The following is a 23274-nucleotide window of genomic DNA, read 5'->3' as shown; positions in this document are numbered from 1 at the left end:
ACGCCGCCATGCCATATCTAAATAAGCAGTAAGAAGAGCCGAGGTAAGCCATTGAAGGCCGATAGCGCGACCGACCAATCCAGCGACGAAAACGGCGCCTTGCCGGACTCCCTGATCGCCCGCGTGCTGCGCGAGGGCGCACTGATCGGACTCCTGGCCGGAGCGCTGCTGCTCGCGATCAGTCTGATGAGCTACAGCCCCCAGGATCCCGGCTGGTCGCATACGGGCCATGGTGGCGCAGTGCAGAATGCGATTGGCCCGACCGGTGCCTGGCTGGCGGATGTCTGTCTCTCCCTGCTGGGCTGGATGGCCTATCTCTTTCCATTGCTGATCGGCTGGCGCGCGTTCGGCATATTGCGCGACCGCAATGCGCGCTTTCACGGCCCGCTGTTCACTTTGCGAGTCTCCGGCCTGGGTCTGTTGCTGGCCACCGGCGCCGGTCTCGCGACGCTGTGCTTTGCCGAGGCGGACAAGCCGCTGCCGTTTTCCAACGGCGGCATCATCGGGGCAAACATTGCCGGGGCGGCAGAGGTCAGCCTGGGATATGTGGGTGCGACCATCCTGCTACTGGCGCTCTTCGCCATTGGTATCACCGTCTTTACCGGGCTGTCATGGCTGAAACTGGCGGACGCCATCGGCCGTAATATCCTCGGCTTCTTCGGCTGGCTGGGAAATCGCTACCAGCGCTCCCGGCAGCGGCGCGCGGAGGAGCGCGCCGCGCAGCAGGCGATAGTGGTGCGCAAGGCCGCCGTAGAGGAGGAAAAGCAGCGCACCGCCAAGCGGCTGCCGCCGACAATCGAGCCAGTGGCACCGAAGCCGAAGCAGAGCCCGCGCGCCGCCAAGGAGCAGCAGCGCGAGCTCTTCGCCAGCGGTCCGGTGACCGGCACGCTGCCGCCCCTGTCGCTGCTGGATGCAGCGGACAAGAACAAGAAGGCGGGCTTCTCCCGCGAGTCCCTGGAGGCGCTGTCGCGGCTGCTGGAGCTCAAACTCAAGGACTTCGGCGTGGTGGCCGAAGTGGTGTCGGTGCTGCCGGGTCCGGTGGTGACCCGCTTCGAAATCCAGCCCGCCCCCGGGGTCAAGGTCAGCAAGATCTCCAACCTGGCCAAGGACCTGGCGCGCTCGCTGGCGGTCATCAGCGTGCGGGTGGTGGAGGTGATTCCCGGCAAATCCGTGGTGGGTATCGAGATCCCGAATGAGAACCGCCAGATGGTGCGCCTCAGCGAGGTGTTGTCCGCGGATGTCTTCGACAACGCCAAATCCTCCCTGACCCTGGCGCTGGGCCATGATATCGCCGGCACACCGGTGGTGGCGGATCTGGCCAAGATGCCGCACCTGCTGGTCGCCGGCACCACCGGCTCAGGTAAGTCTGTCGGCATCAACGTGATGCTGCTGAGCCTGCTGTACAAATCGACGCCGGAAGAGGTGCGCCTCATCCTGGTCGACCCGAAGATGCTGGAACTGTCGGTCTACGAGGGCATTCCGCACCTGTTGACCCCGGTCATTACCGACATGAACGACGCCGCCAACGGCCTGCGCTGGTGTGTCGGCGAGATGGAGCGTCGCTACAAGCTGATGGCGGCCATGGGCGTGCGCAACCTGGCCGGCTTCAACCGCAAGGTGAAAGACGCCATCGCCGCCGGCGAGCCGCTGGAGGACCCCACCTGGCAGCCGGACCCCATGTCCAGCGTGCCGGAGGCGGAGCAGACGCGCCCGCACCTGAAGCCGCTACCGGCCATAGTGGTGGTGATCGACGAATTCGCCGACATGATGATGATCGTCGGCAAGAAGGTGGAGCAGCTGATCGCGCGTATCGCGCAGAAGGCCCGCGCGGCGGGCATCCACCTGCTGCTGGCCACCCAGCGCCCGTCGGTGGACGTAATCACCGGCCTGATCAAGGCCAATGTGCCCACGCGCATTGCCTTCCAGGTGTCTTCGAAGATCGACTCCCGCACCATTCTCGACCAGGGCGGCGCCGAGCAGCTGCTGGGTCACGGCGATATGCTCTATCTGCCGCCGGGCAGCGGCGTGCCGGTGCGGGTGCACGGTGCCTTCGTCGACGACCACGAAGTGCACAAGGTGGTGGCCGACTGGAGCCGCCGCGGCGAACCGGACTTTATCGACGGCATCGTCGACGACAGCAATAACAGCATCCCGGTGCCGGGCATGGAGACAGAGGGCGGCGACGGCGATGATCCGGAGGCGGATGCCCTCTACGACGAGGCGGTGGCATTTGTCACCAAGTCGCGCAAGGCCTCCATCTCCTCGGTCCAGCGCCAGCTGCGCATTGGTTACAATCGCGCCGCGCGTATCATCGACGCCATGGAGTCCGCCGGCGTCGTGTCCCCGGCGGAGCACAACGGCAATCGCACCGTGCTGGCGCCGCCGCCCGTCTGACCCGCGATGGGTGAATACGGCCTGTTCCGTGGTTCAGGCAGTATTCACCCGCTGCCAACTAATCTTTAGGGAAATCCCCAGACTGGAATCCTGATATGAAAAGTCTTCTGCGCAACTCCCTGGTGGCCCTGGGCATGTTTGCCGGTGCCGCCTGGGCCGATGCCACCGACGAGCTGAGCCGTCTGCTGCAGCCGCTGGCCTCCATTTCCGGCAATTTCCAGCAGACGCTGATCGACGAGCGCGGTGAAGTGCTGCAGAAAAGCAGTGGCAACTTCTCTGTGCAGCGCCCGGGCAAGCTGCGCTGGCAGACCGGCGAGCCATACCCGCAACTGCTGGTCACCAACAACAAGAAGCTGTGGCTGTACGACCCGGACCTAGAGCAGGTCACCGTGCGCCCGGTGGACAAGCGCATGAAGGAAACCCCGGCGCTGCTGCTCGGCGGTAAGGTCGAGGAAATCCGCGGCTCCTTCAATGTCAGCAGCAAGAAGGGCGCCTATCACCTGACTCCCAAAAATTCCTCAGCCCCCTTCAAGACGATGGAGATCCGCTTCGGCAATAATGGCCTGCCATCCGCGATGACCGTGCGCGACGGCATGGGCCAGACGACCAAGATCAAGTTCAGCGGGCTGAAAGCCAACCCGCAGCTGTCGTCCTCTATCTTCAACTTCAAGCCGCCGAAAGGCACCGACGTCATTCGCGATGAGTAGGACGATGAATAGGGCGGTGAATAGACCGCGATGAGCGACCTGTTTCAGTCAGCACCCCAGAACCAATACTCCAGGGGTCAACCCCTGGCCGCCCGCATGCGACCGAATTCCCTGGCCCAGTATGTGGGCCAGGCGCATTTATTGAGCCCGGGAAAACCGCTGCGCGAGGCGGTGGAGCGCGGTCAGCTGCACTCGATGGTGCTCTGGGGGCCGCCCGGGGTGGGCAAGACCACCTTTGCGCGCCTGCTGGCCCAGGAGTGCGACGCCCGCTTCGCGACGCTGTCCGCGGTGCTGGCCGGGGTCAAGGAAATACGCCAGGCGGTGGCCGAAGCGGAGCAGCAGCGGGCCCAGTTCGGGCGCGGCACCATACTGTTCGTGGACGAGGTGCACCGCTTCAACAAGGCGCAACAGGACGCCTTCCTGCCCTATGTGGAAGAGGGCACTGTCACTTTCGTCGGCGCCACCACGGAAAATCCAGCCTTCGAGCTGAACAATGCGCTGCTGTCCCGCTGCCGCGTCTACCTGCTGCGCAGTATTCCCGAAGAGGCGCTGCTCGGCCTCCTGCAGCGCGCCCTGCGCGACGATGAAGAGCTGGCGCGGCGCGAGGTCAGCATTGCCGATGACGTCCTGGCCAGGATCGCCCGTGCGGCCGATGGGGATGCCCGCAGCGCACTGAACCTGCTGGAGATCGCCTGTGATCTGGCGCGGGAGGAAGGCGGCGGCTACCTCGTGGATGAGGCGGTGCTCGCCGAGGTCCTCAGTGCCGACGTGCGCCGCTTTGACAAGGGCGGCGACTACTTTTACGACCAGATCTCGGCCATGCACAAGTCGGTGCGCGGCTCCGACCCGGACGCCGCCCTCTACTGGTTTGCGCGCATGCTGGACGGCGGCTGTGACCCGCTGTATATCGCCCGCCGCGTGGTGCGCATGGCCAGCGAGGATATCGGCAACGCAGACCCGCGCGCGCTGCAGCTGGCGCTCAACGCCTGGGACGTACAGGAGCGCCTCGGCAGCCCGGAAGGGGAGCTGGCCATAGCCCAGGCGGTGACCTACCTGGCGGTGGCGGCGAAGAGCAATGCCGTCTACACCGCCTACAAGCGCGTTCTGGCGGATATCCGCCGCGACCCCAGTTACGAGGTTCCGGTCCACCTTCGCAATGCACCGACCAAACTCGCGAAGAGCATGGCGCACGGCGCCGACTACCGCTACGCACACGACGAGCCGGATGCCTTCGCCGCGGGCGAGAATTATTTCCCTGAGGCGATTGCCGACCGCAGCTATTACCATCCGGTAGCGCGCGGCCTGGAGTTGAAAATCGGCGAGAAGCTGGACAGGTTGCGCGAGCTCAATCGAAACAGCGAGCGGCGGCGCTACAAGAGCGGAAAGTGATGGCTGATCAGTGGTCCGTGGAGGCCTGCCCCGCGGACGATTTAGGAGAATAACAAGTGCAATGGCTGGCTATCGCCCTCGGCGGCGCGGTTGGGGCAATCCTTCGCCATCTGATCACCGTGTGGAGCTACCCGGTCTTCAACGGCAAGTTTCCGCTCGGCACCCTGATCGTGAATGTCAGCGGCTCGTTTCTGATCGGAATCGTTTACGTATTGATCGTAGAGCGCGGCCTGCTCGGGCACGAATGGCGGCTGCTGCTGATGACGGGCCTGTTCGGTGCCCTGACAACCTTCTCCACCTTCTCGCTGGAAAGCCTCATGTTGTGGCACAATGGCCAGCCTCTGACGGCCCTGGGTTATGTCCTGTTGAGCCTGGTGCTCTGCCTGGCCGCCACCGGTGCCGCCGTCACCCTAGCGACGAAATATCTGTAAATACCACAAAGCTGTAGGAGCCTGCGCGCAGGCGAACTGGAAACAATGCTCGACCCAAAACTTATTCGCACTCAAATGGACCAAGTGGCCGCGGCCCTGAAAAAGCGCGGCATGGAACTGGATACGGCCCGGCTCGAGAGTCTCGAGGAGCGCCGCAAGGAACTGCAGGTGCGCACCGAGAGCCTGCAGAACGAGCGCAACAGCAAGTCGAAGAACATCGGCCGGGCCAAGGCAGCCGGCGAGGACATAGCGCCGCTGCTGAAAGAGGTCGAATCCCTCGGCAGCGAACTGAACAATGCCAAACACGCACTGACGGAATTGCAGGAAGAGCTGGATGGGATCCTCTCCGCAATACCCAACCTGCTGGACGACTCGGTGCCGGCAGGCGAGAGCGAAGATGACAACGTCGAGGTGCGCCGCTGGGGCCAGCCGCGTGCCTTCGACTTCGAGGTCAAGGACCATGTGGATCTGGGCGAGCGGCTCGGCGGCCTCGATTTCGAAATGGCCGTAAAACTCACCGGCTCCCGCTTCGCGGTGATGACAGGGCAGGTGGCCAGGCTGCACCGCGCGCTGGCGCAGTTCATGCTCGACACCCATATCGAAGAACACGGCTATTGCGAGGCCAATGTACCGGTAATCGTCAATGGCGACTCCCTGTACGGCACCTCCCAGCTGCCGAAGTTCGGCGAGGATCTGTTCAAGCTCACCGACGAGCGCGGTTTCTACCTGATTCCGACCGCAGAGGTGCCGCTGACCAACTTTTATCGCGATCAGATCGTCGAGGATGCGCAGTCACTGCCGCACAAGCTCGTCGCCCATACCCCCTGTTTCCGCTCCGAAGCCGGTTCACATGGCCGCGATACCCGCGGCATGATTCGCCAGCACCAGTTTGAAAAGGTGGAACTGGTGTGGGTCACCCGACCGGACCAGTCCGAAGAGGCGCTGGAAACACTGACGCAAAATGCGGAAACCATTCTGCAGAAACTGAATCTGCCGTACCGCACCGTGGTGCTGTGCAGCGGCGATATCGGTTTCGCCGCACGCAAGACCTACGATATCGAGGTGTGGATTCCGTCACAGGACAAATACCGGGAGATCTCCTCCTGCTCCCTGGTCGGTGACTTCCAGGCGCGGCGCATGAAGGCCCGTTGGCGCAATCCGGATACCGGCAAGCCGGAACTGCTGCACACCCTCAACGGCTCGGGCCTGGCGGTTGGGCGCACCCTGATTGCGGTGCTGGAAAACTACCAGCGCGAGGACGGCAGTATCGAGATACCCGAAGTGCTGCGCCCCTATATGCGCGGCCAGGAAGTTATCTCTCCGGAAACCGCGTAACCCTGAACTTGAAGGGCGAACTTGCTGTTCGCCCTTTTTTGGACCGGCGAATCCGGATTCGCCCCCGCTGAGCATCAACGGACAACCACCTTGCGCTACCTGCCTCTCGCTTTCGATGTCCAAGACAACTCCTGCCTGATCGTCGGCGGTGGCTCCGTCGCCACGCGCAAGGCGCGGCTGCTGGCCAAGGCCGGCGCCAGGCTGGTGGTGGTTGCCCCGCAAGTTTCCGCCGAATTACAGCAACTGGTTGCGAGTACGGATGGTGAAGTGCTTTTTCAGCAATACCGCTCGGAGCTTCTGCAGCAGGTTCAGCTGGTTATCGCCGCGACCGCCGATCCCGAAGTGAACCGCACCGTTTCTGTCGATGCGCAGTCCCGGCGCCTGCCGGTGAACGTGGTGGACTCGCCAGAGCTTTGCACTTTCACGTTTCCCGCCATTGTCGAGCGAGGGCCGCTGGCGATCGGCATCAGCAGTGGCGGGTCCGCGCCCGTCCTGGCCCGGCGAATCCGGGCGCAAATGGAAGCCCTGCTGTCGCCCGGGATTGCCTCGCTGGCGGAACTGGCGGCGCGCATGCGCGAAGAGGTGAAGGCGGCGCTGCCGGAAGCGAAGCGCAAGGATTTCTGGCAGTGGGTATTTTCCGGTCCCGTGGCCGCCAAGGTGGAAGCGGGTAACGTCGTCGACGGTGAAAACGCGTTGCTCGCGGCGCTGCAAAACTGGCAGGGCAGCCCGGCGCCCAGCGGTGAAGTCTACCTGGTCGGCGGTGGCCCGGGCGATCCCGATCTGCTGACTTTCCGCGCCCTGCGCCTGATGCAGCAGGCCGATGTAGTGCTCTATGACCGCCTGGTTTCGCCCGGCGTACTGGAGCTGGTGCGCCGCGACGCCGAGCGTATCTATGTGGGCAAGAAAAAGGAGTTTCACTCGGTACCGCAGGACGACATCAACCAGCTGCTAGTCGACCTCGCGCAGCAGGGCAAAAAAGTGCTGCGGCTGAAGGGTGGCGATCCGTTTATTTTTGGTCGCGGCGGCGAGGAGATCGACAAACTGGCCGAGGCCGGAATTCCCTTCCAGGTAGTGCCGGGCATCACCGCCGCTTCCGGCTGCGCCAGCTACGCCGGCATTCCGCTGACACACAGGGATCACGCTCAGTCGGTGCGCTTTATCACCGGCCACCTGAAGCAGGGTGAGCTGGATTTGCCCTGGCGCGAGCTGGCCTCTCCGGGGCAGACGCTCGTCTTCTATATGGGCCTCACCGGTCTCCAGACGATTTGCAGCCAATTGATCGCGCACGGCATGCCTGCGCACACCCCGGTGGCATTGGTGGAGAAGGGCACCACCAGCGAGCAGCGGGTTGTGGTCGGCGACCTGAATTCAATCCCGCAGCTGGCGGAGGCCGAAGCCGTTGAGGCGCCGGCCCTCACCATCATCGGCGGTGTCGTCAGCCTGCACGAAAAACTGCAGTGGTATAACCCCGCTAAATAAACCGCCGTTGCGCCGCGCCGGCGCGCGGCCGGCCCAACTCGAGCATCTATACTGCAAGGTAAGTTTGCGTCTGGTGCTCGATATGCTGTTGGCCCTGATTCGGTTTCACTGCACTCTTTTAGTGCGATTCTTCCTGCCGCGGGAAAGCGAGATCTGTGTACCGAGTCAGGACGACAGCCACACGCGCCGTTATTCGCAGCGCTACCGCCTGAAAAGAAGCTGGGTAAAAAACCTCTGGATAGCCACCTCGCTGCTGATGCTCTGCTTTCCGCTGCTGCCGTTCGTACTGGCGATCGGCCTGCTCACATCCTTTCTCTCCTTCGCGATACTGGACGAGACGGCCTGATACGAGTGGCCGGTGGCCGGTGATCGGAATACCGGGCACCAACCACCGGCCACTCGTATCAGCGAAGTCTAAGCACGTAGCGGCTTTCCCCCTCAGAGAGCGGCGACGGATTCCCCTCGACCCAATCCCCGTGGCCGCGGTCAAAAAACGGCGACAGCGGGTGTGCGCTCTGGCCGGTGGCCATATGGAAGATCGCCCGATTCTCGCGACCGGGTGCAACCACCATGCGCTCAGAGGCGCCGTGAGTGGGCGACTGGAACCTCGGCATATGGGTATCCCCGGACAATTGGTCGGCGGGCATCGCGGTCAACCAGTTCACTGCGGCCACCGCGCGACCGAGCGGATGCTGAATGCGCGCCGTATTTTCTACGCCCCAGGTCTGCTCGTGTAAGGGGCGCCCATCGGCGGCCATCTCGGCCAACACCTCATCCAGCGCGGACAGCTTCAAGGCCCGCCAGGACTCGAAATCCGGGTTGAGCAGATGTGCGGGCTCGTGTTGCGCCATTTCCCATAGCGCGTACTCGAACTGACGCTTCAGCGGGCCGAAGGAGAAGTCCGGCTGGTAGCGGCGCATATAGGTGAGGATGGGCGCGGTGGTAATTTCCATAAACTTCATACGATAGTTGCGCACTATGCGGTAGCCCACTGAATCGGCACCGGCGCGACCACCCCAGTCCCGCACCTGCTCACGCACATCGCGGTAGTTCTGCCGTCCGTCCAGCAGGGTGAGCAGGTGTTCCTGCCAGCGCTGCAGGAACACGGCGCGGTCGTCCAGCTGGATATCCAGCAGTGCCTGTTCATCGAAGCGATCGCGCGCGAAGAGGTCGTCGCGGATCTGCTGCTGACGCGCGCCGAGCGCGTAGCCGTGATTGCCCATGACGCGCAGGAATTCGCCGTCCATTGTGCGCGCGTTGGCAGTCCAGATTCGGTGGGAGGGGGGATCGTAGACCCGCGGTTGCTCTTCCAGCGTCAGGTAACCGTCCCAGTGGGCGGTGCCGTCTGCCCAGGAAACGGAGCGGCTGCCATCGAGACCCACGCGGCGGGGAATCGCACCGCCCACCGTCCAGCCGATATGCCCCTCACTGTCGCCCACCACCAGGTTCTGGTGCGGAATGCCCAGGCTGGGCCCCAGGTCGAGGGCTTCGCTGGCAGTGGTGACAGTCTCCAGGCGCAGCAGATTCAGATTGCTGCCGCGAATGTCATGGGCGATCCATCGGTAGGCGAGGGGGACACCGCGGTGGTTCTCGGCGACCACCGGGCCCCAGATGGTTTTGCGCACCTCCAGTGTCTCCGCCGCGGCGCCTTTGACGGCGATGGTTTCGCGCTCTATGTCGAAATCGCGCCAGCCGTCGGGTGTCAGGTACTGCCTGCCGTCCTCGCTCAGCTCCAGCGGAATCAGGTCGCCCCAGTCACCCGCCGTATTGGTAAAGCCCCAGGCTACCAGCCCGTTGCTGCCGACAACGGCGATGGGGCCGCCGGGCAGCGTGGCGCCGCGCATGGTGCGGCCGGTACCCGGCAGATTCCATCCGGCGCGATACCAGATATTGGGCACATTCAGGCCCAGGTGCATGTCGTCCGCCAGAATGGCGCCGCCGTGTTCGGTCAGGGCGCCGCCGACCACCCAGTTGTTGCTGCCGTAGATCTTGTCGTCGCTCTCCATCACTTGATAAGCGATAGGGTCACCGGGCTCCAGCAGTGAGGCGATGGATGTCTCCGGCATGGTTACCGGGCCGCGGACCTCGCCGATCAACGGAGCGTCCCAGCTGCCACCCAAGGGAAAGTAAAACTCGTAGAGATCCCGCGGCAACAGATCCGCCAGTGCGGTATCGCGCAGTTCAAACTTGCCGATGGGGCTCTGCAGGGTCAGGTACATGCTGAATATCGTCAGCAGGCTGTCGGCACTGGTCCAGGGTTCGGGTTCCTGGCCGAGCAGCGCGTACTCCCAGGGCTTGGCGGCCAGTTGCTGCAGGCCGAAGTTGACGCCGTCCACGTAACTTTCCAGCAGCAGCCGCTGGGCCTGGGGCAGGGCGGCGACGTTGCGCTCTGCGCGCTTGCGGAACTGGTGCAGACGCACCTCTCTGTCGTGCTTCAGTGCCGCCGCGCCGACCAGCTCTGACAGTTCACCCGCCGAATTGCGCCGCAACAGGTCCATCTGGAAGTAGCGCTCCTGGGCGTGCAGGAAGCCCAGCGCGTATGCCGTGCTGTTGCGATCTTCCGACTCGATCAGCGCAATACCCTGGGCATCGCGGTGAATGGTGGCGGGGGCCCGCAGCACACCGGTGTCGAGCACGCCGTCCAGGACTGGCAGGCTCTGGCGCAACCACAGCCAGGCTGCGCAGGCCAGCAAAAGGATGAATGCGGCAACACCGATGAGGATGCGCAGCGCCAGGCGGGTTGGCGGGGAACTCTTGGCCATGAGGTTTTCCAGCGGGACATTATTGTATTTGGTGTAATTTGTGATTCTAGCAAGGCGGGGAGGCCGCAAAATAGTTACTCGCGGACAAAGGGCGGTCACAAAAAATGATTTTCTGTAGAATCTGATGCCAGTACAGTGCCGCCTCAATATTGCGCGCCCGGCAGAACTGACCAGTCACTAGAAAAAAGTCACAACAGGCTTTCAAATCGACATTGGTGATCGTAAGATGGCGCCCAATAACAAAAAACTGACACAAAAAACATCACGCTTTTCATAACAACAAACGCGAGGACGCGATGATGCACGACGCCGATCAGACCGGAAAAACCCGGCATTTCAGCCTATCCATCCTCTCTGGAGCTATTGCTTTTGCCACTGCCATCAGCGGCACAGCCTACGCTGCAGAAATCGAGGAAGTAGTAGTTACCGCGCAGAAACGTGCGGAAAACCTGCAGGATGTACCTATTGCAATCTCCGCCTTTACTGGCGAGAACATGAAAGACATGGGTGTGGAGAACCTCACCGACCTGGGCAAATTCACCCCGGGCGTTGAGATGAACAACGACACCCCGCTCCAGCCCACCTATAGCATTCGCGGTATTCAAACCGGTGACTTCACCGTGGGTTCCGACCCGGCCGTGGCCGTGTACGTCGACGGTGTCTACACCGGTCGCGGTGCCGGCGCCGAAGTGCCGCTGGCGGATATCGAGCGCGTGGAAGTGCTGAAGGGCCCGCAGGGCACCCTGTTCGGCCGCAACGCCACCGGTGGTGCCATTCACATCATCACAAAGAAGCCGCAGGCCGATGACACCACCGAGCTGAGCCTGACCGCCGGTAACTACGGCCGCCAGTCTTCCGATCTGCTGGTCAACCGCCAGCTGACCGACAATCTGTACGGCCGCATCACCGCGTCCAGCAACCGCCGCGATTCTTTTGCCGACAATATGGCGGGAGGCTTCTCCGCCGGCAACCAGGACACCCAGACCTATCGCGCCTCACTCCTGTGGGAGCCGACGGCTGATACCGAAGTCCTGTGGCGCGCCGACTACGGCGTCATGGACCAGGGCAGCGCACTGCGCAGCAGTATCGTGCCCAGCCTGCAGGCCCTGGACGGCGGCACCGATGTATACGGCGACTACGCGCTGGACACCCCGACCATCGAAGATCGCGATTCGTTCGGCACCTCGCTGACCGTTACCAGCGACTTCGAAAACTTCACCCTGACTTCCATCACGGCCTACAGCAAGTTCGATGCGCACCTGCAACAGGATGAGGATGGCACTGCGAACCTGGACTACAAGTTCGGTTCCGCCAACTTCGACGAGCAGGAGCAGTTCTCGCAGGAATTCCGCCTGAACGGCGCCACCGACACGCTGAAGTGGACCGTCGGCGCCTCCTACTCCCAAGAGAAGCTGGAGCACGACACCTGGGCCTACTTCACCTCCGGCTCGCTGGAGTCCTTCGCGGTGTATGAAGGCACCAAGATGGAGTATGAGGCGCAGAAAGCTGCAGCGGAGGCCGCAGGTGTCGACTTCCCCGAGCTGAGCCAGACCGAACTGGAAGAAATGGCAGTACTGAATCGCCAGTACTACAAGGAACTGGGACTGGAAGGTATAGCCGCAGCCACTTTCGTCTATGACCTGATGCTGCAGACAGGTCAGGTGGATCAGCTGCTGGCCGCCTTCGGCGCTCCCGCCGGTGTTACCGGCAGCATGCTGAATTCCCAGGCCATGGCCATGCAACTGCTGGCCGGCTTCAAACCGTGGGTCGTGGGTGACGTGGCCTGGAACGAAAACGTCCTGAATACCGGCGACTATCGCTCCACCGCCGTCTACGGCGATTTCACCTGGAGCCTGACCGACAAGATGGACCTGACCGTAGGTGCCCGATACACCTACGACGAGAAGGATTTCACCATCCAGACGGCCTACCAGAACGCGATTCCGCTCGCTCTGAGCGGTGGCAACGTACCTCTGATGGGCCCGGACGGCAGCGTGGTCGGCTTCCTGCCTTTGCCTGCACTGCAACTGCCGGCGCAACCCTTCGGTATGGCCTTCTTCAACAACGGCCAGCCGATGCTGGATTCCAAGTTGAACGAGAACTGGAGCGATGTCTCCGGCCGTGTCGTGCTGGATTACCGCTGGACCGACGACGTCATGACCTTCGTGTCCCTGGCTGACGGCTTCAAGGCCGGTGGTTTCAACAGCCTGAACTTCGGTCCGAACGTGTCACCTTCCTTCGACCAGGAAGACGTGGTAAACCTGGAAATCGGTGTGAAGAGCAGCCTGTTCGACAACCGCGTGCGCCTGAACGCGTCCGTCTTCAGCTATGAGTACAAGAACCTGCAGGAACTGGACCTGGTCGGTACGCCCATCCCCAGCTACAACCTGCGTAACTCCGACGCTGAGGGCACCGGTGCGGAAATCGAGGTGCAGTGGGCCGCCACCGATAACCTGTTTATCGGCGGTAACTACTCTTACCTGGATACCGAGTTCACCAAGTACGGCTACATCGAGGCCATTGGCGAAACTGCAGAGGACGCTGCAGACAAGATCGGCCAGCCGCGCGTTGACACTCCGGAGAGCAAGTTCAACCTGATGGCGGAATACACCATCGGCCTGGCTTCCGGTGGCGACGTGGTGCTGCGCGGTGACTACAACTGGACCGACGAGCGTATCGGCTCCATCAGCGACCCGACCCGCATCGTCGAGGACTACCAGCTGCTGAACCTGCGCGCCGGCTGGAACAGCGCCTCCGACCGCTACTCCGCGGCCCTGTGGGTGCAGAACGCGACCGACGAGGAAATCGCCGGTGGTTACGGCGGCACCGGTGCTGCCATCGGCGCCAGCCCCGCCTGGCGTTACATGCCGCGCATGTACGGTGCAGACTTCACTGTCCGCTTCTAAGCGGCACGTGGAATCAGCCTGATGAGATTAGGGGCCGGCAATTGCCGGCCCCTTTTTTTTATGTCCCGCTGTTTTTCACGGTTACAGAAACTGGCGCCCAATGCTGCCTGCATTCATATGGGCGCATGGGAATCCCGCCAAAACTGCGTATGATCAATTCCGAGCAATTGAATTTAATCGCAGTTGGCTGTTGCCATGACAATACTTGCGGGTGAGGTAAGTTCAGACATTCAGCAGCGACTCCTCACGCACTACAAGCGCGTTCGCGGGGAGACAGAGCAGTTGGCGGATCCGCTGACCGCCGAGGACATGCAACTCCAGTCGATGCCCGATGCCAGCCCCACCAAGTGGCACCTGGCCCATACCAGCTGGTTTTTCGAGACGTTTGTCCTGGCAGACCGGCTTCCTGGCTACCGCCGCTTCGATCCCGACTTTCACCACCTGTTCAACTCCTACTACAACAGCCTCGGCACCCCTTTCAGCCGCCCGCAGCGCGGCCTGCTGTCCCGCCCCGACCTCGACACCGTGTTTGCCTACCGCCGCGCGGTAGACCGCAGTATCGAGCAATTGCTGAACGAAGGCCCGCTTACGCCGGACATGGAGGCACTGATCACCCTGGGCCTCAATCACGAGCAACAGCATCAGGAGTTGTTGTTGACCGATATCAAGCACGCGTTCTCCATTAATCCAACGCTTCCCGCCTATCTGGACATTACTGCCGATGACGAGGACCCCGGCGACGCAGATCCGCTGCGGTGGCTCGAGATCCCGGACGCAATCTATGGCATCGGCAGCGAAGGGGAACACTTCTTTTTCGACAACGAAAGCCCCGCACATCAGCAGTTACTGCACGACTTCCGCATCGCGTCGCGCCTGGTAACCAATGGCGAATATCTCGAATTTATCGAGGATGGCGGTTACCGGGAGCCGCGCCTGTGGCTGGCCGATGGCTGGACTCTCGTGCAGCAACAGGGTATTGACTGCCCCCTCTATTGGCAAAAACGCGAGGGCAGCTGGTACCAGTTCACCCTGGGCGGTCTCCAGCGGATTGTCGACGCCGAGCCCGTCTGCCATATCAATTTCTATGAGGCGGATGCCTACGCCACCTGGGCAGGATTCCGTCTTCCTACCGAGTTCGAGTGGGAGGCGGCTGCGTACATTTTGCGAAAGCCGGACCAGCTGGCCGCGGCCAATCTGCTGGAAAAGCGCGCGTTTCGCCCGCTCGCCGCGCAGGGCGGCCAGAACCAGTTTCTCGGCGATCTCTGGGAGTGGACCTCGAGCGCCTATCTGCCGTATCCCGGATTCAGGGCCAGCCCGGCGGCGGTAGGGGAATACAATGGCAAGTTTATGTGTAACCAGAAGGTTCTGCGCGGTGGCTCCTGCATTACGCCCGCGGAACATATCCGCATGAGTTACCGGAATTTCTTCTATCCGCACCAAGGGTGGCAGTTTAGCGGAATTCGCCTGGCAGGAGACTGAATGTGAATATGGCCCTGAAGCCTATGCGTGACGATGAGGTTCGGAATAGCGAGTTTCTCAGAGATGTGCTGGACGGCCTGAGCGGGAAGCAGAAAACACTGCCGTGCAAATATCTGTACGACGAAACCGGCTCGCGCCTGTTCGAGCGGATCTGCGAACTCGACGACTATTACCTCACCCGCACCGAGGCCGCCATCTTCGCCGAACATATCGCGGACATGGCGGAGTATATTGGGCCCCAGGCGCTCATTGTGGAACCCGGCGCGGGCAACTGCGAGAAAGTGGAACCCCTGCTCGAGAAGTTGGCGGCGCCCCGCGGCTACTTTCCCATCGACATATCACCGGAAATCCTGCTCGCCGCGCAGAGCAGGATCAACGCCCGGCTGCCGGATCTCGAGGTGCGGGCATCGGTTGGTGATTTCACCCAAGCAGACGCCTGGCAGCCACTGGGAGATCTGCCCGCGCACAGGAAGGTGGTGTTTTTTCCCGGCTCTACCATCGGTAATTTCGTTCCGCTACAGGCAGAGGCGTTGCTGGAGCTTTTTGCCTCGAATCTCGATTGCGGAGATGGCCTGCTGATCGGCACCGATCTGGTCAAGGATTCGGTGGTGCTGGAGCGGGCCTATTGCGACAGCGAGCATGTTACCGAGGAGTTCAACAAGAATATCCTCGCGCGTATCAACACTGAGCTGAGTGCGGATTTTGAGCTTTCCCATTTCGCGCACCGGGCTTTTTACCATCCACTGCGGCAGCGCGTGGAAATGCACCTCGTGAGCCTGACGAAGCAGTGCGTAAACCTCGCCGGCACTCGGCTGGACTTTGCGGAGGGAGAGACGATCCACACCGAAAACAGCCACAAGTATACCCTCGACGGCTTTAGCGACCTGCTTCGCCGTACCGGGTTTACACCGATAAAATACTGGACGGATCGAAAACAGCACTATGCCATTCATTTCGCGCAGGCCCGCTGATCATCTTCTTCGCGCAATTGCGCTATTTTTCGCACTCGCGAGCAGCTGCCTGATAGCAGAGGAAGACGCGCAACCGAAACACCTGACCGTTTTCAAGCACCCACTGTGTTTCTGCTGCAAGAAGTGGATGAATCACCTGCATAGCGCTGGCATGGAGACGCAGGCGGTTAACAGCTTCGACATGAGCAAGATCAAGGGCGAGTGGGCAGTCCCCAGTGGTATGGAGAGTTGCCATACCGCGGTTTGGCAAGGCAAATACGTATTTGAGGGACATGTTCCGGCAAAGTACATCGAACAGTTTCTGGCCGACCCGCCCGAGGGCAGTTTCGGACTGACGGTTCCCGGCATGCCGGAGGGCAGTCCCGGCATGTACGACGGTGAAAACTTTACCCCGTTTGTTATCTACCTGTTGCTGCGCGGAGGGGAGTATCGTTTCTACGCCCGCGTCGAAGAGCCCCAGAAACCCTGAAGATACCTATTTCTTCTATTCGGCCACCGGCAGTTGGTGCGCCAGACGACTGATGTCCCCGAACGCCACCTGCAAAACGCAAAAATCCACTATGGTGCGCATGAGCCCTCTTTGTCACGCGCTATTGCCGATAGATTGAAGTTCTATTGGCACTGCCCCCGCACATGAACTATTTAGATGGATGCGTCCCGCAACGGTTGTGTCATGCATCGTTGAGGAACCTCACTTGAAAAGCAAAATCCTGTGTTGCGGAGGAGCTTTATGTGCATCCAGACCTCTATTATTTCTGCCGGCGTCCGATGGATAGCGGCACTACTCGCCATTATTTCGCTGCCAGCCCTTGCGCAAATGAATGCGCCACCAAGCAGCTACGCGCCGGTCGTGGACAAGGAGAGTTTCACTAGCACCCTGAAACGGATGCAGGGGGAAAAATCCGAAATACTCCAGCGCCACAAGACCCTGCTGAATCAGCGCTACGACCTGTCCAACCGGCCGGTGAAGGGTGTCACCATGAGTGGCGGCAAGGCGGTGCAGGGTGGGGTCAGAGTCAAACTGCCCCGTGGCACCAGTTGGGAACAGCTAGCAAAGATGTCGCCGGACGACGTTATGAGCAAGGGCCTGTGGCCCGAGGGTTTCTATCCGCTGCCACACCCCAACCAGAATGAAGGCGGCATGCTGTTCCCGCAGTTCCATATCGACGCGATCAAGGAGCAGGAGGACAGGGACCTGACCCGCTTCGATCTCGACTTCGTACTTCCGGATGAATTTCTGCCCGAGTTCCCGCCGCCCATCTTCCTGACCACGCGCCCGGATCTCGGCGATGTCTCCCAGGGCAAAGCGGTCACCCTGACCAATTTCTACGACCTGTTTAACGGCATACTCAACCCGAAACAGCTCGAGGGGCTGCGCCTGCTGGTCACGCCTTTCCCGCAACAGCAGTTCAACGCCACCTGGGACAGGCGCTCGATCAAACCTAGCCAGGGTGTGTCCTGCCTGGACTGCCATATCAATGGCCACACCAACGCGGCCACCCACCTGGTCGGTGACATTCGCCCGCAGAAACATCGCCATCGCATCGATACGCCCACACTGCGGGGCGTGAATATCCAACGGTTATTTGGCTCCCAGCGTGCCCTGAAGAGCGTCGAGGACTTCACCGAGTTCGAACAGCGCGCCGCCTACTTTGACGGCGATCCGGTCATCGCGACCAAAAAAGGCGTCAACATTCTGGAGCGGGGCAGCCAGGTGCACTTTATGGCGGAGGTGCAGGAACTATTCGACTTTCCGCCCGCGCCGAAGCTCGGCCTGCTGGGACGACTGGACAAGAGCAAGGCCACAGAGCAGGAAATCAGGGGCGAAGCGGTCTTTTTCGGCAAGGGCCAGTGCTCTGTCTGCCATACACCGCCTTACTTCACCGACAACCTGATGCACAACCTGCGCGCGGAGCGCTTCTTCAAGCCCAAGATGATCAACGGCCGCCTCGCCAGCGCCGACGGGCCCATCAAGACCTTCCCGTTGCGCGGTATCAAGGATTCGCCGCCCTATCTCCATGACGGCCGCCTGATGACCCTCGACGATACGGTGGAGTTCTTCAACCTGGTCCTCGGCACGCAACTGACAGAGCAGGAGAAGAAGGATCTGGTGGCCTATATGTATACGCTTTGACGTCGAGGGCGTGCGCGGCTTCGCCGACAACTTGTTTCACGATAAAAAAACGGTAAGGTGCACACTGAGCTTGCTGGATTAGAAGTATGACCGAGAAGTTCTCGCCTGCCACAGGGCTGGGCAATTGCCATCTGCAGACGGTATTTGCCCGGTTCCACCGCCCAGAACCCTGGATACAGACCGACTGCCGCTGGTATGCGACCCCCGACGGCGATCGGCTGGCCGTGCATACGCCGCGGCCGCTCAGGGACGATCCGGCCGCGCCACTGGTCCTGGTACTGCACGGCCTGGAAGGCTCTGTGGCATCTCCATATGTCCAGGGCCTGATGGAAAGCCTGCTCAAGGGAGGCTACCAGGTGGCGGTAATGCACTTCCGCGGCTGTGGCGGTATCCCCAACAAGCTGCCGCGGGCTTATCACAGCGGCGACAGCGAGGATCCGCGCTGGCTCCTGGGAGAATTCGGCAAGCAATTTCCGCATACGTCACTGATGGCCGTCGGTTACTCCCTGGGCGGAAACGTACTGCTGAAGATGCTCGGTGAAGACGGGCAGGGCAGTCCCCTGACGGCGGCGGCGGCGGTATCGGCGCCACTGGACCTGCATGCCTGCAGCCGGCGTATCAATACCGGCATGTCGCGAATCTACCAGCGACACCTGCTCAGCTCCCTGAGACAGAGTCTGCGGCTGAAGGCCAGCGATCCCTGTCTCGCCGCGGCCCTGCCAGATCTGGAGAAGGGCGTCTATTTCGCAAATTTCCGCCACTTCGATAACGCCTTTACCGCACCTCTGCACGGATTCCGCGACGTCGACGACTACTACACGCGGGCGTCCAGCAAGCCGCTGCTGAGGAACATCCGCGTGCCCACACTGATCATTAATGCGACGGATGATCCGTTCATCTGTCCGTCAGCCCTGCCGGAGCCAATGGAGGTGAGCTCAGACGTACAGTTACAGATCAGTGAGAAGGGCGGCCATGTGGGCTTTGTCGGCGGCAGTCTCTGGCGCCCGAGCTACTGGCTGGAAACCCGGATCCCCGCGTTTCTCGACTCCGTGCGCTAATCAGCTCCGCGCAACACTGACACAGAAACGTCAGAGCTCGCGAGTTGCCGCCTTGCCTGGCGCGACCTGGCGCAGGCATTCACCACAGAGGACCGGATCGGTGCGCATTGCTTTCGGTACGCGCCGACCGGCATAGACGTCGGAGAAATAGAACTCGCCGCCTTCTTTCTGCAGCCGATGTATGCCCCGCAACACCGCCTCCCTGTCCGTGGACAGGATCACCACGCAGTTGGACACATTCACGTCAAAGCTGCCTGCCTCCAGATCCAGGCGCTCAAGCCGTTCGATACAGCCGTGCGGGAAGCGCACATTGCCAAAACCGAACTGCTCTGTGTAACAGAAATGCCGCAGAAGCGACTAAATACAAGCGGCCCGACGACCGGCGGTTCTGCCGCAGGCCCGATTTCGGCCTGTGCGAGCGCGAGCCGGTTTCGGGTAGTATTGCCTGATCCCAGTGATTTGTATCGAGGATATGGCCATTGAGCGAGAACGTCGCCGCTGACAGCATAAACCTGGTCGAAAGTAGGGAGCAGTCCCCCCTGTCGGACCCGCAATTCCTGCAGGAATTGCGAGGGCAGATGCTCCGCTTCGCCAGCCTGCAACTGAACGACCACCAGCTGGCGGAGGACGCGGTGCAGGAGGCCTTGATCGGCGCCTTCAAGAATGTGCGAACCTTCGCCGGGCGGGCTGCGCTCAGAACCTGGGTTTTCGCGATTCTGAAGAACAAGATCGCCGACATTTTGCGTCAGCGCCAGCGCTATGCGGACGCAGACCAGTTGTTGCGGGCGGACCGGGAGCAACACGACCACGACGAACTCTTCGACCTGCGCGGCCACTGGCTCCGGGACGAGAGACCCGCGCAGTGGGAGGATCCCGAATCGGCCGTTTACGACAAGCACTTCTGGCGTGTCTTTGAGGTCTGCCTGAATCACTTGCCAGTGCGCCAGGCGCAGGTATTTATGATGCGCGAGTTTATCGAGCTGGAGAGCCACGAAATCTGCGCTGCCGCGGAGATCACCGTAAGCAACCTAAACGTGACACTCTACCGGGCCCGTGTGCGGTTGCGCGAGTGCCTGGAAAACAACTGGTACATGCTGGAGGACTGAGTCGTGCTCAAGAGTTGCCGGGAAATCACCCGCCTGGTCTCCGAGGCGCAGGAACGCCAGCTATCGCTGAGCGAAGGTGCGAATGTCAGGCTGCATCTGGCGGTATGTTCCGGCTGCCGGAATTTCAGTAACCAGATGAAGACATTGCGCGAGATTGCGCGCTGCTATACCAATGGCTCCGGTGCGGCCAATGACGCCGCCGCCGATTCCCGGAATCAGGATAACGGCGACAGGTGAAAGGCCTCGGAAATCCATACCGGCGCGGCGGCAATCAAACAGGCGCATTGTGATAAGGGACAATCTCTGCGAGTTGCCGGGCGAAAATTGCTGCGTCTTCACAGGGCAACTGACAGCTCCCCTCCACACACACATAGGCGGTGGCTCGGCCGTGCAGGGCTACTTTCCCCTGGAGTTGCGGAACCAGCTTGGCGTGGCGCTCCAGTTCGGAACCTTCCTCTACCACGACAAGGACGCGATTCGGCAGAAAGGTCTGCCGCAGCGCCGCGAGCATGGGCGCGGCACTGTCCCGTTCGCCCTCAGGGGTGACGACTATTATTGCCTTGACCTTATCGCAATAAAATTCCAGCGCCAGTAGCATTTCGGACAGCGCCAGCGGATTGGATTGCAGATTGAGGGAAAAAGCCCGCAGACCGTTTTCGGCGCGCTGGCGATAGCGGTCTTCACCGGTCAATTCGTGCAGGCGCAGCAGGTTCAGCAGCGCCACTGAATTTCCCGAGGGCTCGGCGCCGTCAAAGGCGGGCTTCTCCTGCGCGAGAAGCTGTTCCTGGTCATCGCCGGTCCGGAAAAAGCCGCCGTGCTCGCCATCCTCGTAATGCTGCGCCAGCACCCGATCCAGTAGCAGTGCCTGTTGCAGCCAGTGAGTTTCGCCGGTGGTCTCGTACAGATCGAGCAGTCCCGCGACGGTAAACGCGTAGTCCTCCAGGAAACCCGCATGTCGGGCGCGGCCGTCCTTGTAACTGCGGTACAGGCGCTGCCCGTCGCACAGCTTGTCCAGCAGGAAGCTGGCCGCCGTCCTGGCAATTGCCGTGAAACTCGGTTCATCCAGTACCAGGCCAGCCCGGGCAAAGGCGGAAATCGCCAGGCCGTTCCAGGCACTGAGTATCTTTTCATCGCGGTGCGGGGCGGGGCGCCCGGCCCTGGCGCGGTAGAGTTTCTCCCGCGCAGAGCGCAACAGGGATTGGGCGCGCTGCAAGTCTAAGCCCAGAGCCTCGGCCACCGTTGCCAGCGGCTGCGCGACATGCAGGATACTGCGGCCCTCGAAGTTTCCAGCCGCGGTAATCCCGAAATGGCTGGTAACCAGTTTTGCTTCATCTTCGCTCAACACCGCGCCTATCTCCGCTGGCGTCCAGGTGAAGAAGCGGCCCTCTTCGAGATGCCCGTTCGGGGCCAGACTGTCGGCATCCGTGGCGGCGTAGAAGGCCCCTTCGGGTGAAGCCATATCCCTGCGCAGAAAGTGCAGTATATCTTCCGCCACAACCCTGAACTGCGGGTCCCTGGTGACCTGGAACGCCTCGAGATAGGCGATCGTGAGCAGCGCATTATCGTAGAGCATGATTTCGAAATGCGGCACCAGCCATTGCGCATCGGTGGCGTATCGATGGAAACCGCCACCCACCTGGTCGCGCATTCCACCCGCCGCCATTCGCTTTAGCGTGGTCGCGGCCATCTCCAGCGCGAAAGCCTCACCACTGTGACGGTAGTGTCGCAGCAGCAGGCGTATCGGCAGACTGCTGGGAAACTTGGGTGCGCCGCGCACCCCGCCGTATTGCGGGTCGTAGATATCCCGGTAGCGGTCCACGGTGCTGGTCAAAAGCGCGGCACCGGGCAGGTCGCCACCGGGTTGCGGGGCCAGGATTTGTGCCACCGCCTGGGCCAAACCTGCACTCGCCTGGGTCACCTTTTCCCGCTGGAGGCGGTAACTTTCCGCCAGGTTTTGCAACAGAGTGAGGAAGCCGTAGGGCGCGCCGCGGTCGCCGGTGCGGGGCGGAAGATAGGATGCGCCATAGAAAGGCTTGCCGTCAGGCGTCAACCAGACTGTCATCGGCCAGCCGCCGGTACCCGTCAGGGCCTGCACTGCGCCCATATAGACCGCATCGATATCCGGTCGCTCCTCGCGATCCACTTTGATCGCGATGTAATGGCGGTTCAGCGCCTCGGCAATTTCCACATCCTCGAAGGATTCTTCTTCCATCACATGGCACCAGTGACAGGTGGAATAGCCCACACTGAGCAGGATTGGAAGATGGCGTCTCCTGGCCGCATCAAACGCCTCAGCGCCCCAGGGATACCAGTTAACCGGATTGTGGGCGTGCTGCAGCAGATAGGGGCTGGTTTCCAGCAACAGGCGGTTGGTGTACTTGGCCGAGCCATCCGCATTCAAGTGGCGACTTCTCGGGCGGTAAGCATCACCTTTGTTCCGGTAGGCTGCTGCCAGTTCTGCCTGCAGGGACTCATCGTAAGGCTCGATGCCGGGCAGGGCGGCGGTGACCATGTTGGGTGTTTCCGGCATCAGCCCATCCTTCACGTGACTGCGTGCATTGGCCACCGGGCTATGCCACGGTCGCTATTGCAATGTTCACTGTTGCGCAGCGCACAATACTGCAGCTGGCAGCCATTGGCCGACAAACGTCCGCCGCCGCTAGCGCGGCGCCGCGACAGATTCGTAGGCGATGTGTACGCCCGTGTAGTGAGGGCGATACCAGGCTGAACCACACTGTTCATAGGTGATGCCGCCTATGGAAATTGAGGTGCAGTCCGGCGGCAGCGAATAAATCCAGCTGCCCACTGCGGCCGCGCCGGCTGCGGCACCGGCCCAGTGTCCGGGGCCGGCGTACGGCCAGTAGTGCGGATAATAGTGCTGGTAGGGGTGGTAAGGGCGGATTGGGTGTGCAGGGTCATCCGGGCGTAACGGCCGGTCCAGTGGGCGACCGCCGGCGAATCTTCCCTGAAATTCCGGTCCGCGCAAGTCCGGGCGAAAACCCAAACCGCCTATCGGCCGCATCGCATTGAAATGGCTTCCGACATTGAAATGGGCTCCGCCTCCGCCAAACCGCCCGAGTGCTTCGGCCGGTGCGCTCAGCAGCACAAGCAGAACGCTCGACA

General features: G+C 61.6%; 18 protein-coding genes. 15 read left to right on the top strand and 3 right to left on the bottom strand.

What is annotated here, in order from left to right; genetic code table 11:
• The first annotated feature begins 51 nt into the window (after positions 1 to 51).
• The 7 genes from RRF64_RS03255 (at position 52) to RRF64_RS03225 (ending at position 8081) form a co-directional block, all read left to right on the top strand.
• Positions 52 to 2394 carry a DNA translocase FtsK gene (locus RRF64_RS03255; RefSeq protein WP_323844393.1) on the top strand — a complete coding sequence of 781 codons (2343 nt, stop codon included), beginning with the start codon at positions 52 to 54 and terminating at the stop codon, positions 2392 to 2394.
• Positions 2395 to 2489: 95 nt separating this feature from the next.
• Complete coding sequence (lolA, locus tag RRF64_RS03250) at positions 2490 to 3101, top strand: outer membrane lipoprotein periplasmic chaperone LolA (RefSeq protein WP_323844392.1); 612 nt, start codon at positions 2490 to 2492, stop codon at positions 3099 to 3101.
• A gap of 30 nt (positions 3102 to 3131) precedes the next feature.
• Entirely contained in the window at positions 3132 to 4490 is a 1359-nt protein-coding gene (locus RRF64_RS03245; RefSeq protein WP_323844391.1) for a replication-associated recombination protein A, read from the top strand.
• Between the two features lie 56 nt (positions 4491 to 4546).
• Positions 4547 to 4921: a fluoride efflux transporter CrcB gene (crcB, locus tag RRF64_RS03240; RefSeq protein WP_323844390.1), complete on the top strand. Its 375-nt coding sequence runs from the start codon at positions 4547 to 4549 to the stop codon at positions 4919 to 4921.
• Between the two features lie 45 nt (positions 4922 to 4966).
• A complete protein-coding gene (gene serS, locus RRF64_RS03235) occupies positions 4967 to 6256 on the top strand; it encodes a serine--tRNA ligase (RefSeq protein ID WP_323844389.1) in 1290 nt (429 codons plus the stop codon).
• Positions 6257 to 6346: 90 nt separating this feature from the next.
• A complete protein-coding gene (gene cysG / locus RRF64_RS03230) occupies positions 6347 to 7735 on the top strand; it encodes a siroheme synthase CysG (protein WP_323844388.1) in 1389 nt (462 codons plus the stop codon).
• Positions 7736 to 7856: 121 nt separating this feature from the next.
• Entirely contained in the window at positions 7857 to 8081 is a 225-nt protein-coding gene (locus tag RRF64_RS03225; protein WP_323844387.1) for a hypothetical protein, read from the top strand.
• 58 nt (positions 8082 to 8139) lie between these two features.
• Here the strand turns inward: RRF64_RS03225 and RRF64_RS03220 are convergent, their stop codons facing one another.
• Complete coding sequence (locus RRF64_RS03220; protein ID WP_323844386.1) at positions 8140 to 10497, bottom strand: penicillin acylase family protein; 2358 nt, start codon at positions 10495 to 10497, stop codon at positions 8140 to 8142.
• Between the two features lie 299 nt (positions 10498 to 10796).
• Here RRF64_RS03220 and RRF64_RS03215 point away from each other — a divergent pair, with 299 nt between their 5' ends.
• The 6 genes from RRF64_RS03215 to RRF64_RS03190 all read left to right on the top strand — a co-directional run bounded on the left by RRF64_RS03215 (position 10797) and on the right by RRF64_RS03190 (position 19045).
• Positions 10797 to 13403: a TonB-dependent receptor gene (locus RRF64_RS03215; protein WP_323844385.1), complete on the top strand. Its 2607-nt coding sequence runs from the start codon at positions 10797 to 10799 to the stop codon at positions 13401 to 13403.
• 195 nt (positions 13404 to 13598) lie between these two features.
• Positions 13599 to 14882: an ergothioneine biosynthesis protein EgtB gene (gene egtB / locus RRF64_RS03210; RefSeq protein ID WP_323844384.1), complete on the top strand. Its 1284-nt coding sequence runs from the start codon at positions 13599 to 13601 to the stop codon at positions 14880 to 14882.
• Positions 14883 to 14947: 65 nt separating this feature from the next.
• Positions 14948 to 15853: an L-histidine N(alpha)-methyltransferase gene (egtD, locus tag RRF64_RS03205; RefSeq protein ID WP_323844383.1), complete on the top strand. Its 906-nt coding sequence runs from the start codon at positions 14948 to 14950 to the stop codon at positions 15851 to 15853.
• Positions 15854 to 15980: 127 nt separating this feature from the next.
• Positions 15981 to 16322 (top strand): DUF411 domain-containing protein, encoded by a 342-nt coding sequence (locus RRF64_RS03200; protein ID WP_323844382.1) that lies wholly within the window; start codon positions 15981 to 15983, stop codon positions 16320 to 16322.
• A gap of 348 nt (positions 16323 to 16670) precedes the next feature.
• Entirely contained in the window at positions 16671 to 17987 is a 1317-nt protein-coding gene (locus RRF64_RS03195; RefSeq protein ID WP_323844381.1) for a hypothetical protein, read from the top strand.
• Between the two features lie 86 nt (positions 17988 to 18073).
• Complete coding sequence (locus RRF64_RS03190; RefSeq protein WP_323844380.1) at positions 18074 to 19045, top strand: hydrolase; 972 nt, start codon at positions 18074 to 18076, stop codon at positions 19043 to 19045.
• 30 nt (positions 19046 to 19075) lie between these two features.
• Here RRF64_RS03190 and RRF64_RS03185 read toward each other — a convergent pair whose 3' ends face one another.
• The gene (locus tag RRF64_RS03185) at positions 19076 to 19396 is read right to left on the bottom strand and encodes a methyltransferase domain-containing protein (protein WP_422732619.1); all 321 of its coding nucleotides are present in this window, start codon (positions 19394 to 19396) and stop codon (positions 19076 to 19078) included.
• 128 nt (positions 19397 to 19524) lie between these two features.
• Here RRF64_RS03185 and RRF64_RS03180 point away from each other — a divergent pair, with 128 nt between their 5' ends.
• Together RRF64_RS03180 and RRF64_RS03175 are read left to right on the top strand one after the other, a co-directional pair.
• Positions 19525 to 20151: an RNA polymerase factor sigma-70 gene (locus RRF64_RS03180; protein WP_323844378.1), complete on the top strand. Its 627-nt coding sequence runs from the start codon at positions 19525 to 19527 to the stop codon at positions 20149 to 20151.
• A 3-nt stretch (positions 20152 to 20154) separates the two neighbouring features.
• The gene (locus RRF64_RS03175) at positions 20155 to 20388 is read left to right on the top strand and encodes a zf-HC2 domain-containing protein (protein WP_323844377.1); all 234 of its coding nucleotides are present in this window, start codon (positions 20155 to 20157) and stop codon (positions 20386 to 20388) included.
• Positions 20389 to 20422: 34 nt separating this feature from the next.
• Here the strand turns inward: RRF64_RS03175 and RRF64_RS03170 are convergent, their stop codons facing one another.
• Positions 20423 to 22717 carry a thioredoxin domain-containing protein gene (locus RRF64_RS03170; protein ID WP_323844376.1) on the bottom strand — a complete coding sequence of 765 codons (2295 nt, stop codon included), beginning with the start codon at positions 22715 to 22717 and terminating at the stop codon, positions 20423 to 20425.
• Positions 22718 to 23274 lie beyond the last annotated feature (557 nt).

Source organism: Microbulbifer magnicolonia, assembly GCF_035117725.1.
GTDB classification, from domain to species: domain Bacteria; phylum Pseudomonadota; class Gammaproteobacteria; order Pseudomonadales; family Cellvibrionaceae; genus Microbulbifer; species Microbulbifer magnicolonia.
The sequence above is the reverse complement of the archived record's forward strand: the minus strand, read 5'-3'. Positions and strand labels throughout refer to the sequence as shown.